Source organism: Caballeronia sp. LZ035 (assembly GCF_031451175.1).
Taxonomy (GTDB): Bacteria; Pseudomonadota; Gammaproteobacteria; order Burkholderiales; family Burkholderiaceae; genus Caballeronia.
Map to the genome: position 1 here is coordinate 3228372 of NZ_JARUXS010000001.1, position 14429 is coordinate 3242800.

Genomic DNA, 14429 nt, shown 5'->3' on the forward strand with positions numbered 1-14429 from the left:
CGCGCCGCGCGTGCGGCCCGCCTAATTGCCTGACCCGCCGGTGGCGCGCTCGAACGCGTCGAGGTACGGCTTCAGCGCCGCCCGCTTGAGCTTCAGCGCCGCCTGATTCACGACGAGGCGCGACGAAATCTGCATGATCTCCTCCACCTCGACCAGATTGTTCGCCTTCAGCGTGCCGCCCGAACTGACCAGGTCGACGATCGCATCGGCCAGACCGACCAGCGGCGCCAGTTCCATGGAGCCGTACAGCTTGATCAGGTCCACGTGCACGCCCTTCGACGCGAAATGCTGCCGCGCCGTCTCGGTGTACTTGGTCGCGACCCGCAGGCGCGCGCCCTGGCGCACCGCGCTCGCGTAGTCGAACCCGGCCTTGACCGCGACCGACATCCGGCAACGCGCGATATCGAGATCCACCGGCTGATACAGACCGCCGCCGCCATGCTCGATCAGCACGTCCTTGCCCGCCACGCCGAAGTCCGCCGCGCCGTATTCGACGTAGGTGGGGACATCGGTTGCGCGCACGATGATGACGCGCAGATTCGGATTGGTGGTCGGCAGAATGAGCTTGCGCGAGCTTTCCGGATCCTCGGCCACCTGCACGCCGGCCGCCGCCAGCAGCGGCAGCGTTTCCTCGAAGATACGCCCTTTCGACAAGGCGAGCGTCAGCGGCGCGCTCGCCGCCAGCGACGACGACGTCTGCGGCAACGAACTCATTGTTCGCCTCCGCTGCCCGCGATGCGGCGCACATTCGCACCGACCGCCGTCAGCTTGGCTTCCATGCGGTCGTAGCCGCGGTCCAGATGGTAGATGCGGTCGATCAGCGTTTCGCCGTCCGCGCACATCGCCGCGATCACGAGGCTGGCCGACGCGCGCAGGTCCGTTGCCATGACCTTCGCGCCGGACAGCTTCTCGACGCCGGCGACCAGCGCCGTATTGCCGTCGATGGTGATGCTCGCGCCCAGACGGTTCAGTTCCTGCACGTGCATGAAGCGGTTCTCGAAGATCGTCTCGACCACTTGCGACGTGCCGTTGGCGATCGTGTTGAGCGCCATGAACTGCGCCTGCATGTCGGTCGGGAACGCCGGGTATTCGGAGGTGCGGATGTTCACGGCTTCGGCACGCTTCGCCATGCGCACGCGCATCCAGTCGTCGCCTTCCTCGATGCTCACGCCCGCCTCGCGCAGCTTGGCCGTCACGGCGTCGAGCAGCTGCGGCCGAACGTGACGCAGCGTGACGTCGCCGCCCGCCGCCGCGACCGCGCACAGGAACGTGCCCGCTTCGATACGGTCCGGCACGACCGCATGCTGCGCGCCATGCAGTTTCTCGACGCCCTGGATCACGAGCCGGTCCGTGCCGATGCCGTCGATCTTCGCGCCCATCTTCACGAGCAGATGCGCGAGGTCGCTCACTTCGGGTTCGCGCGCGGCGTTCTCGATCACCGTCTCGCCGTCGGCGAGGACCGCGGCCATCAGCAGGTTCTCGGTGCCGGTCACCGTGATCATGTCGGTGATGATGCGCGCGCCCTTCAGACGCTTCGCGCGCGCTTCGATGAAGCCGTGCTCGATGTTGATCTCGGCGCCCATCGCCTGCAGGCCCTTGATGTGCTGATCGACCGGACGCGCGCCGATCGCGCAGCCGCCCGGCAGCGACACCTTCGCCTCGCCGAAGCGGGCGACCAGCGGCCCGAGCACGAGGATCGACGCGCGCATCGTCTTCACGAGTTCATACGGCGCGACGAGGTTGTCCACCTTCGATGCATTGAGCGTCACGCGGCCGTCCGCGGACACTTCCGACTGCACGCCCATCTGCTTGAGCAGCTTGAGCGTGGTGCGCACGTCCTGCAGGTTCGGCACGTTCGACAGATGAACGTCGTCCGCGGTGAGCAGGCTCGCGCTGAGAATCGGCAGCGCCGCGTTCTTGGCGCCCGAAACAGTGATTTCGCCGGAAAGCTTGGCGCCTCCCGTGATGACCAGTTTATCCATGATGACGTGTCCTTCGACCGAGCTGCCTGCTGCGGAGCCGCTTTCGACGCCGCGGTTGTCTTTGATGATTCGCACTGTCTACTGCCTATGTCTGCGTGTTTCTGCCGGCGATGCCGGCCTGGTTCAGGCCGCTTGCCACTCTTCGGGCGTGAGCGTCTTCATGCTGAGCGCGTGAATCTCCTCGCGCATGCGCTCGCCGAGCGCGGCATAGACGAGCTGATGGCGCGCGATCGGCCGCTTGCCGGCGAACGCGTCGCTCACGATGGTCGCGAAGAAGTGCTGGCCGTCGCCCTCCACTTCGAGATGCTGGCAGGCGAGACCGGCCGCGATATAGCCTTTCACCTGCTCCGGAGTCGGTTGCATGGAAGTCTCCTTGAATTTAATGACGCAGCTTGAAGCCGCTCGCGAGCATGCGCACGGCGATCAACGCCAGCGCGGCCAGGAATGCGCCGACGATGCACAGGCTCACCAGCGGATTCACGTCCGACACGCCGAAGAAGCCGTAGCGAAAGCCGTCGATCATGTAGAAGAACGGGTTCAGATGCGACACCGCGCGCCACAGCGGCGGCAGCGTATGCGTCGAGTAGAACACGCCGGAAAGAAACGTGAGCGGCATGATCAGGAAGTTCTGAAACGCGGACAGATGGTCAAACTTGTCGGCCCAGATGCCCGCGATCAACCCCAGCGTGCCGAGGATGCCCGAGCCGAGCACCGCGAACGCAATGATGTAGAACGGCGCGGAAAAAGACATCGGGATGAACCATATCGTCACGACGAACACGCCCAGCCCGACGCACAGACCGCGCGCCACCGACGCCAGCACATAGGCGAAGAACATCTCCCAGTGCGCGATGGGCGGCAGCAGCACGAACACCAGATTGCCGGTGATCTTCGACTGGATCAGCGAGGACGAGCTGTTGGCGAACGCGTTCTGCAACACGCTCATCATCACGAGGCCGGGTACGAGGAAGCTCGTGTAGCCGACGCCCGGATACACCTGCACGTGCCCCGACAACGCATGACCGAAGATGGTCAGGTACAGGAGCGCCGTCACCACCGGCGCGAGCACGGTCTGGAACGACACCTTCCAGAAGCGCAGCAGTTCCTTGTAGAACAACGTCTGGAAACCGCTCATGACAGTCCCTCGACCACTTCGGGCCCGTTCATCACCTGCATGAACACGTCTTCGAGATCCGCCTTGCGCACTTCGATTTCGTCGAAGGTGCAGCCTGCCGCGCGGCATTTGGCGAGGATCGGCTCGACGTCGTCGTAGCTCGTGAGCCGCAGCAGGTGCTGGGCGCCGGACACGGCCTGCGGATCCACTTCGAGCGCACGCAGTTCGGCGGGCAACGGGCCGTTCGCCAGACGCAGATAGAGCTGCATGCCGGCGAAGCGCTGCAACAGCGCACTCGTGCGTTCCAGCGCGACGACTTCGCCACGCCGCAGCATCGCGAGGCGGTCGCACAGGGATTCGGCTTCTTCCAGGTAATGCGTGGTCAGCACGATGGTGTGACCTTCACGATTCAGACGCGAGATGAATTTCCACAGCGTCTGGCGCAATTCGACGTCGACGCCGGCGGTGGGCTCGTCGAGCACGATCACCGGCGGCCGGTGCACCAGCGCCTGCGCCACCAGCACACGGCGTTTCATGCCGCCCGACAGTGCGCGGGTGTTGACGTCGGCTTTCTCGGTGAGATCGAGATTGGCCATCACTTCGTCGATCCAGTCGTCGTTGCGGCGCAGGCCGAAGTAACCCGACTGGATTCGCAGCGACTCGCGGACGGTAAAAAAAGGATCGAACACGAGTTCCTGCGGCACGACGCCCAGCGCGCGGCGCGCCGCGCGAAAGTCGCTGACGACGTCGTGTCCGCGCACGGAGATCGTGCCGCTATCGGCACGGGCAAGGCCGGCCAGGATGCTGATCAAGGTGGTTTTGCCCGCGCCGTTCGGGCCGAGCAGGCCGAAGAACTCGCCTTCTTCGACCGTGAGGCTCACGCCTTTGAGCGCCTGGAGCTCCTTGTAGCGCTTCCTGACGTTTCGGATTTCTATCGCTGACATGGACTGTGCGCGGGCCACGTTCGGCCGCGCCTCGATTGTGCGGGGATGGCGCTTCCGGGCCCGCTTCTACCGGCTCGCATAAAGAGGGCCGGGGCGACGCCCGAAAAAACGTTTGATTATAGGGCAAAGCGGCTTGAGCCGACCTTGCGGCGATCCTGCTGGCGTGAACGCAGCGGCAGATGCAGCCGCTGCCGGGTCAGCGCAGGATCAATGTCGGAAGGAGAGAAGCGTGTCGACGCCATAGGCTCGCGCGAGACTCTCGAGCCCGGAGGGAAGATTGACGACGCCGAACGCGGCGCCACGCGCGGACGCGGCGCGCTGCCATGCGAGCAGCACGGCGAGCGCGGAGGAATCGAACTGCGTGAGCGGTGCGCAATCCACCTCGCTCGCGCCCGCCGCGATGCGCGACAGGCCAGCTTCGAGCGCGGCGTTCGCGCTCTCGTGCGTCAGCGACGCGGCCGTCTGGAAACGGCCGCCCGTAGCCGGCGTACTCACGATGCCTTGCCGCTCGCGAGTTGCTGATTGCGCTGCGTGAGGAACTGCAACAGGCCGCCCACACCGTGCTGCTGGATCTGCTCATTGAACTGCTGCTGATACGCCTGGATCAGCCATGCGCCGAGCACGTTGATGTCGTACACGCGCCAGCCTTGCGGCGTCTTGTACAGGCGGTAGTCCAGTTCGACCGGCTGACCGTTGTTCATCACGACCGACCGGACCACGACATCGGTATCTTCCGGCGACGCGCGGAACGGCTTGTACTGGATGGTCTGGTTGCGTACTTGCGCCAGTGCGCCCGCGTAGGTGCGGATCAGCAGCATCTTGAACTGCTCGACGATCTGCTTCTGCTGCTCCGGCGTAGCCGAGTTCCAGTTGCGGCCCATCACGAGACGCGTGGTGCGCGTGAAATCCGTATAAGGCAGAATCTTTTCATTGACGAGCTTGGTGATCTCGTTGATGTTGCCCGACTGGATCTGCTTGTCGGACTTGAGTTCATCGAGCACTTGCGTGGTCACGGTCTTGATCAGCTGTTCCGGCGAATTCGCATCCACCGACTGCGCCGACGCCGAACCGCAGAACGCCGCGAACAGGGCGAAAAGGGGAAGAAGCAATAGTTTTTTCATCGCAAACCCTGCAGAGATAGAGGCTTCAGTTTGAGCGCGCCGCCTGGATCGAGTTCAGGCGAAGCGCGCTCCAAATCGTAAGAAATGTCGTCAGCTATGTTACCGCGCGTGAGCGACTCTCCGCTCAACGCAAGCGGAACGAAGGGAACCCGGGCGGCGCGCGCGGCGGTACGTACTGGTTGCCGGGCACGGTGCCATTGGCTCCGCTCGCCGGTGCAGGTGCAGCCGCCGTGCCTGATGCCGGCGCGGCGCCCTCCGCTGCCTGCGAAGCGGGCTCGGCGGGCGCTGCCGATGCCCCGGTCGCGGCGGCCGCGCCTTCGCTGTCGGAATAGTTCGGTGGCGGCGCTTCGCTGTAGTCGGGCGCGTTGTTGTCGCCTCCGGTGATCAGGAACTGGCGGCGCTGCAAGTACGTGTTGCGCACGAAGGTGTATTTGTCGAGGGCAGCGTCGGCCAGCAGGTCCGAGACGTCCAGCAGGTTCGCCCGCGTGTTGATGAGGTTCACGCCGTACAGCGCCCAGCTCACCGAATCCGGGCTGACGTAGGTCAGCGGATTGCCGAAATAGTCGACCACCAGGCCGGCGGAATCGCGCACGGTGCTCGGGCCGAGCAACGGCAGCACGACATACGGGCCCGGCGGCACGCCGTAATGGCCCATGGTCAGGCCGAAATCGCCGGAGTGCTTCGGCAGCTTCGCGATGGTCGCGACGTCGAACAGGCCGCCGACGCCGAACAGCGTATTGATGGCGACGCGCATGATGTCCGACACGCCGTCCGCGATCTTCAACTGCAGGAGATTGTTCGCGGCGATATACACGTCGCCGATGTTCGAGAAGAAGTTGGTCACGCTGTTGCGCACCGGCTCCGGCACCGCCCACACGTAGCCCTTCGCCACCGGCTTGAACGCGTAGCGGTCCACCGTGTCGTTGATCGTGAACATCGTGCGGTTGTAGCTCTCGAACGGATCGCCCTTGCTGGGCGTCGTCACGGTGGCACATCCGCCGAGCGCCGCCGCGCACGCGATCATCGCCGCGCACCGCATCCCCATGGCCTGCATGTTCTTCTCCTTATTGAGCCGCGCCCGATGCGGGCGATGCAGCCGAACCACCCGAACCACCCGAACCACCCATTGCGCTCGCTGCGCCCGGGAAAGCCGGTGCAGCGGGCGCCGGCGCCGCCGGCGCCTTCGATGCGCCGGAATCCGCCGCCTTGTTATAGAGGAACTGGCCGATCAGGTTTTCGAGCACCACGGCGGACTGCGTCATCGTGATGGTGTCGCCGTTCTTGAGCATCTGGTCGTCGCCGCCCGGCTCGAGGCCGATGTACTGCTCGCCGAGCAGGCCCGAGGTCAGGATCTTCGCCGACGAGTCCTTCGGAAACTGATACTGCTTGTCGATGTCGATGGTGACCACGGCCTGGTACGTGTTCTGGTCGAAGCCGATGCTGCCGACCCGTCCCACGGTCACGCCCGCGCTCTTGACCGGCGCGCGCGGCTTCAGTCCGCCGATATTGTCGAACTTGAGATTCACCGCATAGGTTTGCTGGAACGACAGGGAACTCATGTTGCCCGCCTTCAGCGCGAGAAACAGCAGCGCCACGAAACCGAGCACCACGAACAGGCCGACCCAAAAGTCGAGAGCAGTCTTTTTCATCGTCTTCCCAAAGAGAATCTTTTCGCAGATGGCGCGTGACGGTCTGTTGCCCTCACAACGCCCGCGCCGGATCCGGCGCCTGGCACCGGGTTCGCTAGCTGAACATCAGCGCGGTCAGCAGGAAATCGAGCCCGAGCACGGCCAGCGACGCATATACGACGGTTTTGGTCGTTGCGCGCGACACGCCTTCTGGCGTCGGCCTCGCCTCGTAGCCCTGGAACAGCGCGATGAACGTCACCGCGAAACCGAACACCACACTCTTGATGACGCCGTTGCCGACGTCGCGCCAGACATCCACGCCGCTTTGCATCTGCGACCAGAACGCGCCGGGATCCACGCCGATCAGCATCACCCCGACCACGTAGCCGCCGAGAATGCCCACCGCGCTGAAGATGGCCGCGAGCACCGGCATGGCGATGATGCCCGCCCAGAGGCGCGGCGCCACGACGACCCGCAGCGGGTCGACGGCCATCATTTCCATGGCCGTGAGTTGCTCGCCGGCTTTCATCAAGCCGATTTCCGCCGTCAGCGACGTGCCCGCGCGCCCGGCAAACAGCAGCGCGGTCACGACCGGACCGAGTTCGCGCACCAGCGACAGCGCGACGAGCAAGCCGAGCGCCTGTTCAGAACCGTAGCGGCTCAGCGTGTAATAGCCCTGCAAGCCGAGCACGAAACCGACGAACAAGCCCGATACCGCGATGATGACGAGCGAATAATTGCCGACGAAGTGAATCTGTTTCGTGACGAGACGCGGACGGCGCAGCAGCGGGAAGATTTCGAGCACGAGCCGCGCGAACATGCGCATGGCGTAGCCCGTGGTGCCGAAGCCGTCCAGCACCCAGCGTCCGATTGCGCTGATCATGCGCGCCCTCCGATGCCGAAATCCGCTTCGAGCGAGGTGCTCGCGTAGTGGAACTTGAACGGGCCGTCGGGCGTGCCGTCGATGAACTGGCGCACGGTCGGGTCTTCCGACGCCCGCAGTTGCGCCGGCGTGCCTTCGGCGTGAATGCCGCCGTTTGCGATGAAATACACGTAGTCGGCGATGGCGAAGGATTCCGGCACGTCGTGCGTGACCAGAATGGAGGTGGCGCCGAGAGCGTCGTTGAGCGTGCGGATGAGTTGCGCCGTGATGCCGAGCGAGATGGGATCGAGGCCGGCGAAGGGCTCGTCATACATCATCAACTGGGGATCCAGTGCGATGGCGCGCGCCAGCGCCACGCGCCGCGCCATGCCACCGGAAATCTCCGACGGCGCGAGGTCGCGCGCGCCGCGCAACCCGACCGCGTTCAGCTTCATCAGCACGAGGTCGCGGATCAGATCTTCCGGGAGATCCGTGTGCTCGCGCAGCGCGAACGCGACGTTTTCGAACACGGTCTGGTCGGTGAACAGCGCGCCGAACTGGAACAGCATGCCCATCTTGCGGCGCAGGGCGTACAGGCCTTCGCGCGTCTGCGCGCCGACGTCCTGGCCACCGAACATCACCTGACCGCGACTTGCCTTCACGAGGCCGCCGATCAGACGCAAGGTCGTGGTCTTGCCGCAGCCCGAGCCGCCCATGACGGCGACCACCTGCCCACGCGTGAAACGCATGTTCAGATTCGATAGAACGAGCCGGTCGCCGTAGCCGAAATCGACGTCGCGCAGCTCCAGCAGAGTCTCGGAAGAAGCAGGCACTGGGTAAGGGATTCCGTTGACGCAAGAGGCCGAATTATAGGGCCTGCGCGCAATCGGTGCTTTGCCTAGGGCCGAACCTCCGCCTTTTTGAGAGTTTTCATGGTTGACCGTCAAACATTTGTTGCAATGTCGAAACCGCAGCGGCGATGTCCGGCGCCTCGGTGACGGCACGCACCACCGCGCCGCTGCCGATGCCCGTCGCGAGCACGCCCGGCATCGCCCGGGCATCGATCCCGCCGATCGCCACCAGCGGCACGCGCCCCGACAGCAATTGCACGTAGCGCGCGAGCCGCGCCAGGCCCTGCGGCTTCGTCGGCATGACCTTGGTCGTGGTCGGGAACACGGCGCCGAGCGCCAGATAGCTCGGCCGGAAATGCAGCGCGCGCAGCATCTCGTAGTAGCCGTGCGTGGACAGGCCGAGCCGCACGCCGGCCCGCGCAATCGCATTCAGGTCCGCGGTCTGCACGTCTTCCTGGCCGAGATGCACGCCATAGGCGCCCGCCGCGATCGCTTCGCGCCAGTGATCGTTGATGAACAGCTGCGCGCCATGCCGGCGCCCCGCGTCGACCGAACGCGCGATTTGCTCGCGCAGAACGGCGGGCGTGTCGGAAGCGGTCGATTTGCGACGCAGCTGCGCCGTGCGCACGCCGAGATCGAGCACCCGTTCCACCCAGGCGGCATCCGGCAGCACCGGATACAGCCCGAGCCGGTCCGGACACGGCGCAAAACCGCCTTCCGGCGCGGGCGGCAGGTCCGCGACGCGCGGGAACGTGGCGAAATCGACGGGCCATGCGTCAGTGCGCGCCTCGTCGCCGGCGCGCCACGCGAGCGCGAGCACCAGCGCGTCGTGCGGCTCGAAGTTGCAATCGAGGAATGCCGCGAGCGCCGCGAGCCAGTCATCGCTGCGTGCACCTTCCAGTGCGAACCGCTCGCCGCCCCGGCGCAGCACCGTGCGCTCCTCGTGGGCGTCGAGCACGGCCGCGCCCTGCTTCGTCAGGCGCTCGGCGTCGACATCGGCGTCGCGCGCTTCGGTGAACACGATCAGGTCGGTCGCCTGCGGCGTTTCAGGCGCGGTCAGGCAAATGCGCCAGCGCGTGTCGGCAGTTGGCCAGTCACCCAACCGGGCACGGATGCGTTCCGCGACCTCGACCAGTTCATCCGCCGGCGGCCAGAACACTTCGCGGTTCAGGAGACTCATGCCGCCCCTCCTTCCTGATGCCAGAACGGCATGCCGACCACCGGCGTGCTCGCCTGCGCGCTGTCGCGCTCGGCCATCGGTCCGGCGAGAAACGCGGTGCGCCCCGCCTCCACGCCCAGCGCAAACGCCCGCGCCATCTGCGGCGGAAAGGTCGCCTGCGACACCGCCGTGTTGAGCAGCACGCCGTCGAAGCCCCATTCCATCACCTGACTGGCGTGCGACGGCACACCGAGCCCGGCATCGACGATCAGCGGCACGTCCGGCAGACGCTCGCGCAGCGTGCGCAACCCGTACGGATTGGTCACGCCGCGCCCGGTGCCGATCGGCGCGCCCCACGGCATCAGCGCCTCGCAGCCCGCGTCGAGCAGACGCCGGCCGATCACCAGGTCTTCCGTGCAATACGGCAGCACCTTGAAGCCGTCGCGAATCAGCTTCGACGCCGCCTCGACCAGGCCGATCGGGTCGGGCTGCAAGGTGTAGTCGTCGCCGATCAGTTCGAGCTTGATCCAGGGCGTCTCGAATACTTCGCGGGCCATGTACGCCGTGGTCAGCACTTCGTCGACGCTCTGGCACCCCGCCGTGTTCGGCAGCAGCGCGACGCCGTGGCGCTTGAGCACGTCAAAGAAGCCGGCCTCGCCGGTCTCCGACTGACGCCGCAGCGCGACCGTCACCATGCCGGGACGCGCGGCGTCGATGGCGTCCGACAGCGATTGCAGCGACGGATAACGCGACGTGCCGAGCAAGAGCCGGCTCGGGAAGGACTGGCCGTAGAGCGTGAGCACGTCGGCGGTCTGTGTGGTCATGATGGGATCCTTCGATTCTTCGATGTGCGTCATGCGACTCAGCCGCCCGCGACGGGCGACACGACGTCGAGCCGGTCTCCGGCGGAAAGCGTACGGATGGCGTGCTCGCCGCGCGCGACGAACTGGCCGTTGAGCGCGACCGCGAACGGCGGCTTCGCGCCGAAGGCGGCGAGCGCCTCGTTGACGGTGGCGGCGTCGGGCAGATCGAAGGCGCGCTGATTGATGCGGATGTTCATGGCTTTTTGCCTCTCATCTAGTGCGACAGCGCCGGCGCGGAGACGGCAGCGGCCGCGCCGTGCAGCAGTTCCGGCCAGCGCGCGGCGTGGCGATGGTGGTCGAAGCTCGCATGGCTGGACACTTCGCCGGCGCTGAGGGCTTCCGCCAGCCGGCATGCGGTGTCCGCGACTTCGGGCGCGATCATGAAGCCGTGCCGATACAGCCCGTTCACACGCACAGTCCGCGCCCCGTCCCAGACGATGGCTGGCCGGTGATCCGGCAAGGTCGGCCGACAGTGGGCGTTGAGTTCGAGGATGCGCGCCTCGCCGAAACCCGGATGCACGGCGAACGCGGCGCTCAGCAGTTCGAGCGCGGACCGCACGCTCACCGGCGACATGTCCTCGCCTTCGACTTCAGTCGCGCCGATGACGTACAGATCGTCCTGCTTCGGCGCGATATAGAGCGGATAACGCGGATGCAGCAGGCGCACCGGCCGCGACAGCCCAATGCCCGGCGCGTGCACTCGCGCCACTTCGCCGCGAATCCCGCGCAGCGCGGGCCAGGCAGGTTTGCCGCCGAGCCCGCGGCAATCGATGATCCAGCGCGCGTCGGGCATGGCATCGACGCAGGTGTTCCAGTGCGTGCGTACGCCGCGCGCGGCGAGTCCGGCGGCCAATGCGGCGAGCGCCTGGCGGTTGTCGAGTTGACCTTCGTTCGGCAGCAGCCAGCCTTGCGCGAAACGCGTGCCGAGCGCCGGTTCCGCCTGCGCGAGCTGGGTGCCGGCCAGCTTGACGAAGCCACCGTCGAGCAAGCCGGCCGGCGAATTGGCGCGCAGCCGGCGTTCGAGCAAAGGCGCTTCCGCGCGATCCGCGCCATGCCAGACGACGAGCGTGCCGTTGCGCTGAAAGAAGACCGGCTCGGGCAATTGCGCGATGATCTCCGGCCAGCGTTCGAGCGATGCCGCGCCGAGCCCGACCACGAGCGGTTCCGCACTGGCGGCCTCGGCGAGCGGCGCCAGCATCGCGGCCGCCACCCAGGCGGCCGACTGCGAGCCGAGCGCGTCGCCGCGCTCGAAAAGACTCACTTGATGCCCCGCGCCCGCAAGCTGCCAGGCAACGAGCCGGCCAACGAGCCCGCCGCCGATCACGGCGAAGTCCGCCTGGGGGTCGGCGGTCTGATGGATGCTGTTCAATTCGATGTCTCCTATCGGCCGGCACGGGCACATGAAGCACGCGCACGAGGCCTATGCTTGACGCTGCATCAGCAAGGAGGAAGGCAGAAATGGCCCGATCCGTCTGTGCAGGCGCTGCGGCACATCACAAGGACGACATGGGCGGAGAGACCGGCCCGGCAGCGGATGCGCGCCGGACGGAAAGGACAAGGTGCGGAAGAAACTGGAGGAATGGCGCGGGTGTCGCGCGTTCTCCGGAAACTTCCCTCGCCGGTATTACCCGGATCGGGTGCAAAGGGTCTCTCTCAGCCTCGCTGCGTGAGGGCCGGTTTCGGCCGTCGATGCATGCGAAGCACCCCTGTTTCGTCGAAGGTCATTAGACCATGAAAGGCGAACGCGCTGCAAACCGGGATTGCGCCCTGCTTTTTTCGTGTGCGGCGGCACTCTGGCACAATGCCGCGAACATGGTTCAGCCGGCGATCGCGCGAAATTAAGTGAGCGTTAAGGCAAGCCCGGAACAATTTGCAGGCCCGAAACTGGCTGCCCGGAAGACAACAGGCCGCAGCCGGCCGCACCGCGCAGCATGCCCGTCGCGCGACCACGCAATAACCCGCCGCCCGAAGGGCGCATCGGCAGGAAGCTCATGATCGACACCCGTACCGAAAACACGCAGCAGAAGGCCGACGAAGTCTCGGCGTGGAGCCTCATCAAGCCCTACTGGGTTTCCGAGGAACGCGGCTTCGCCTGGGGCCTGCTCGTGGCGATCATCGCGATCAACATGACGGTCGTCTGGATCAACGTGCGGCTCAACAGCTGGAACGCAGACTTCTACAACGCGCTGCAGAACAAGAACGTCAAGGATTTTCCCCACCTGCTGCTGATCTTCACCGGCCTCGCCTTCGCGTACATCCTGCTCGCGGTGTACGGACGATATCTGCGGCAGATGCTGGCGTTCCGCTGGCGTCAATGGCTGACCAACCGCTATCTCGAACAATGGTTCGGCGACAAGGCGTTCTACCGCATCGAACGCGACCGGCTCGCCGACAACCCCGACCAGCGGATCAGCGACGACCTGCAATCCTTCGCGACCACGACGCTTTCACTCTCGCTTGACCTGCTTTCGACGCTCGTCACGCTGGTCACTTTCATCACCATCCTGTGGACCCTTGCCGGCGCGCTGACCTTCTCGCTCGGCGCCACGCCGATCACGATTCCAGGCTACATGGTCTGGGCCGCCGCGCTGTACGCGATCCTGGGCTCGCTGATCATCCAGAAGGTCGGCCATCCGCTGGTGTCGATCAACTACCAGCAGCAGAAGGTGGAAGCGGACTTCCGCTTCGGGCTGATCCGCGTGCGCGAAAACGCCGAGCAGATCGCCTTCTATGACGGCATCACGACCGAAACGGCGAACGCCAAGTCCATTTTCCAGCGCATTCGCGACAACTGGTGGCTGATCATGAAGTACACGAAGCGCATGACCTTCGTGCTGAGCTTCTATGGCCAGATCGCCATCATCTTTCCGATCATGGTCGCGGCGCCGCGCTACTTTGCAGGGGCGTTCTCGTTTGGCGTGCTGATGCAGATTTCATCGGCGTTCGGCACGGTCAGCGATTCGTTTTCCTGGTTCATCAACAGTTATTCGACGTTGGTCGAATGGCGCGCCACGGTGAATCGTCTGCGTGAATTCAAGCGCGTGATGCGGTCCACCCACATCCGCGAGGAAAACTCGCCCGCCACCGAGCGCGGTGGCATCAACCTGCACTACACGAGCACGCCCTCGCTCACGACCAAGGATCTCACGCTCGCGCTGCCGAACGGCACGCCGCTGTCGCGGGTGGCGAACGTGTCGGTCGAGCCGGGCTCGCGCTGGCTGGTGGTCGGGCCGTCGGGATCGGGCAAGAGCACCTTGATGCGGGCGCTCGCGGGCCTGTGGCCGTTTGGTGACGGCACCATCGACGCACCCGTCGACGCGAAGATGATGTTCATCCCGCAAGTGAGCTATCTGCCGATCGGCACGCTGCGTGCGGCGCTCGCGTATCCGTCGCCGGGCGGCACGTTCAGCGACGAAGAAACACGCGAGGCGCTGCGCCTCTGTAATCTCGGGTCGTATGTGGACCGGCTGGAGGAAAGCGCGCACTGGGCGCGGAGTCTGTCGCCGGGCGAACAGCAACGTTTGGCCGCAGCGCGCGTGCTGCTGCACAAGCCGGATTTCCTGTTCCTCGACGAAGCCACCAGCGCGCTCGATGCGGAAAACGAACTCCATATCTACAACACGGTGCTGGAGAAGCTGCCGAAGGCGGCGATTCTAAGCGTCGCGCATCGTGAATCGGTCGCGATGTTCCATGACTACAAGATCGAGATCGAAAGGATGATGGCGGAGGCTTGAGGCGGGGTTGCTGGTTTGGGCGGGTCGTGAGGACCGCATCGGTGAGGGATTGCCGGTGCGGTTTTTTCTTATCTGTCTGGCGCAAGAGTCAACAGCGCCTGCGCTCCTCCAAACCAAAAAGGCGAACAGCCTTTCGACCATCCGCCTTTTCTCAAACCTGCCGGCACAACC

The 14429-nt window shown here is 65.5% G+C and carries 17 protein-coding genes and 1 riboswitch; of the genes, 1 reads left to right on the forward strand and 16 read right to left on the reverse strand.

Annotation, left to right across the window (positions count from 1 at the left end; genetic code table 11):
• Positions 1–21: 21 nt before the first annotated feature.
• The 16 genes from hisG to QCE88_RS15185 form a co-directional block, all read right to left on the reverse strand.
• Complete coding sequence (gene hisG / locus QCE88_RS15110) at positions 22–714, reverse strand: ATP phosphoribosyltransferase (RefSeq protein ID WP_309810219.1); 693 nt, start codon at positions 712–714, stop codon at positions 22–24.
• Positions 711–1982 (reverse strand): UDP-N-acetylglucosamine 1-carboxyvinyltransferase, encoded by a 1272-nt coding sequence (gene murA, locus QCE88_RS15115; RefSeq protein WP_309903163.1) that lies wholly within the window; start codon positions 1980–1982, stop codon positions 711–713. The genes hisG and murA overlap by 4 nt, the downstream gene beginning before the upstream one ends.
• Positions 1983–2105: 123 nt before the next feature.
• Positions 2106–2345, reverse strand: a complete 240-nt coding sequence (locus tag QCE88_RS15120; RefSeq protein ID WP_309810225.1) for a BolA family protein — start codon at positions 2343–2345, stop codon at positions 2106–2108.
• A 16-nt stretch (positions 2346–2361) separates the two neighbouring features.
• The gene (locus QCE88_RS15125; protein WP_309903165.1) at positions 2362–3117 is read right to left on the reverse strand and encodes an ABC transporter permease; all 756 of its coding nucleotides are present in this window, start codon (positions 3115–3117) and stop codon (positions 2362–2364) included.
• Positions 3114–4040, reverse strand: coding sequence for an ABC transporter ATP-binding protein (locus tag QCE88_RS15130; protein WP_309833536.1), 927 nt, complete (start codon positions 4038–4040; stop codon positions 3114–3116). The genes QCE88_RS15125 and QCE88_RS15130 overlap by 4 nt, the downstream gene beginning before the upstream one ends.
• A gap of 207 nt (positions 4041–4247) precedes the next feature.
• Positions 4248–4535 (reverse strand): STAS domain-containing protein, encoded by a 288-nt coding sequence (locus QCE88_RS15135; RefSeq protein ID WP_309903167.1) that lies wholly within the window; start codon positions 4533–4535, stop codon positions 4248–4250.
• The gene (locus QCE88_RS15140; protein WP_309903169.1) at positions 4532–5161 is read right to left on the reverse strand and encodes an ABC transporter substrate-binding protein; all 630 of its coding nucleotides are present in this window, start codon (positions 5159–5161) and stop codon (positions 4532–4534) included. The genes QCE88_RS15135 and QCE88_RS15140 overlap by 4 nt, the downstream gene beginning before the upstream one ends.
• A gap of 124 nt (positions 5162–5285) precedes the next feature.
• Positions 5286–6215, reverse strand: coding sequence for a VacJ family lipoprotein (locus QCE88_RS15145; RefSeq protein ID WP_309903171.1), 930 nt, complete (start codon positions 6213–6215; stop codon positions 5286–5288).
• 10 nt (positions 6216–6225) lie between these two features.
• Entirely contained in the window at positions 6226–6810 is a 585-nt protein-coding gene (gene mlaD, locus QCE88_RS15150) for an outer membrane lipid asymmetry maintenance protein MlaD (protein WP_309903173.1), read from the reverse strand.
• 94 nt (positions 6811–6904) lie between these two features.
• Positions 6905–7672: a lipid asymmetry maintenance ABC transporter permease subunit MlaE gene (mlaE, locus tag QCE88_RS15155; RefSeq protein WP_309903175.1), complete on the reverse strand. Its 768-nt coding sequence runs from the start codon at positions 7670–7672 to the stop codon at positions 6905–6907.
• Positions 7669–8484, reverse strand: coding sequence for an ABC transporter ATP-binding protein (locus tag QCE88_RS15160; RefSeq protein WP_309903177.1), 816 nt, complete (start codon positions 8482–8484; stop codon positions 7669–7671). Before QCE88_RS15160 ends, mlaE begins: the two co-directional genes overlap by 4 nt.
• A gap of 97 nt (positions 8485–8581) precedes the next feature.
• Positions 8582–9682 (reverse strand): thiamine phosphate synthase, encoded by a 1101-nt coding sequence (gene thiE, locus QCE88_RS15165; RefSeq protein ID WP_309903179.1) that lies wholly within the window; start codon positions 9680–9682, stop codon positions 8582–8584.
• Positions 9679–10485, reverse strand: coding sequence for a thiazole synthase (locus QCE88_RS15170; RefSeq protein ID WP_309903181.1), 807 nt, complete (start codon positions 10483–10485; stop codon positions 9679–9681). The genes thiE and QCE88_RS15170 overlap by 4 nt, the downstream gene beginning before the upstream one ends.
• Before the next feature lie 38 nt (positions 10486–10523).
• Positions 10524–10721, reverse strand: a complete 198-nt coding sequence (gene thiS, locus QCE88_RS15175) for a sulfur carrier protein ThiS (protein ID WP_309903182.1) — start codon at positions 10719–10721, stop codon at positions 10524–10526.
• A gap of 17 nt (positions 10722–10738) precedes the next feature.
• Positions 10739–11893, reverse strand: a complete 1155-nt coding sequence (locus QCE88_RS15180; RefSeq protein WP_309903184.1) for an FAD-dependent oxidoreductase — start codon at positions 11891–11893, stop codon at positions 10739–10741.
• 224 nt (positions 11894–12117) lie between these two features.
• A riboswitch (TPP riboswitch) is annotated at positions 12118–12242 on the reverse strand.
• A 131-nt stretch (positions 12243–12373) separates the two neighbouring features.
• On the reverse strand, positions 12374–12517 hold the full coding sequence (locus QCE88_RS15185) for a hypothetical protein (RefSeq protein WP_309903186.1): 144 nt from the start codon (positions 12515–12517) through the stop codon (positions 12374–12376).
• Here QCE88_RS15185 and QCE88_RS15190 point away from each other — a divergent pair.
• Positions 12516–14258: an ABC transporter ATP-binding protein/permease gene (locus tag QCE88_RS15190; RefSeq protein ID WP_309903187.1), complete on the forward strand. Its 1743-nt coding sequence runs from the start codon at positions 12516–12518 to the stop codon at positions 14256–14258. The two genes, QCE88_RS15185 and QCE88_RS15190, sit on opposite strands and share 2 nt — an antisense overlap.
• Positions 14259–14429 lie beyond the last annotated feature (171 nt).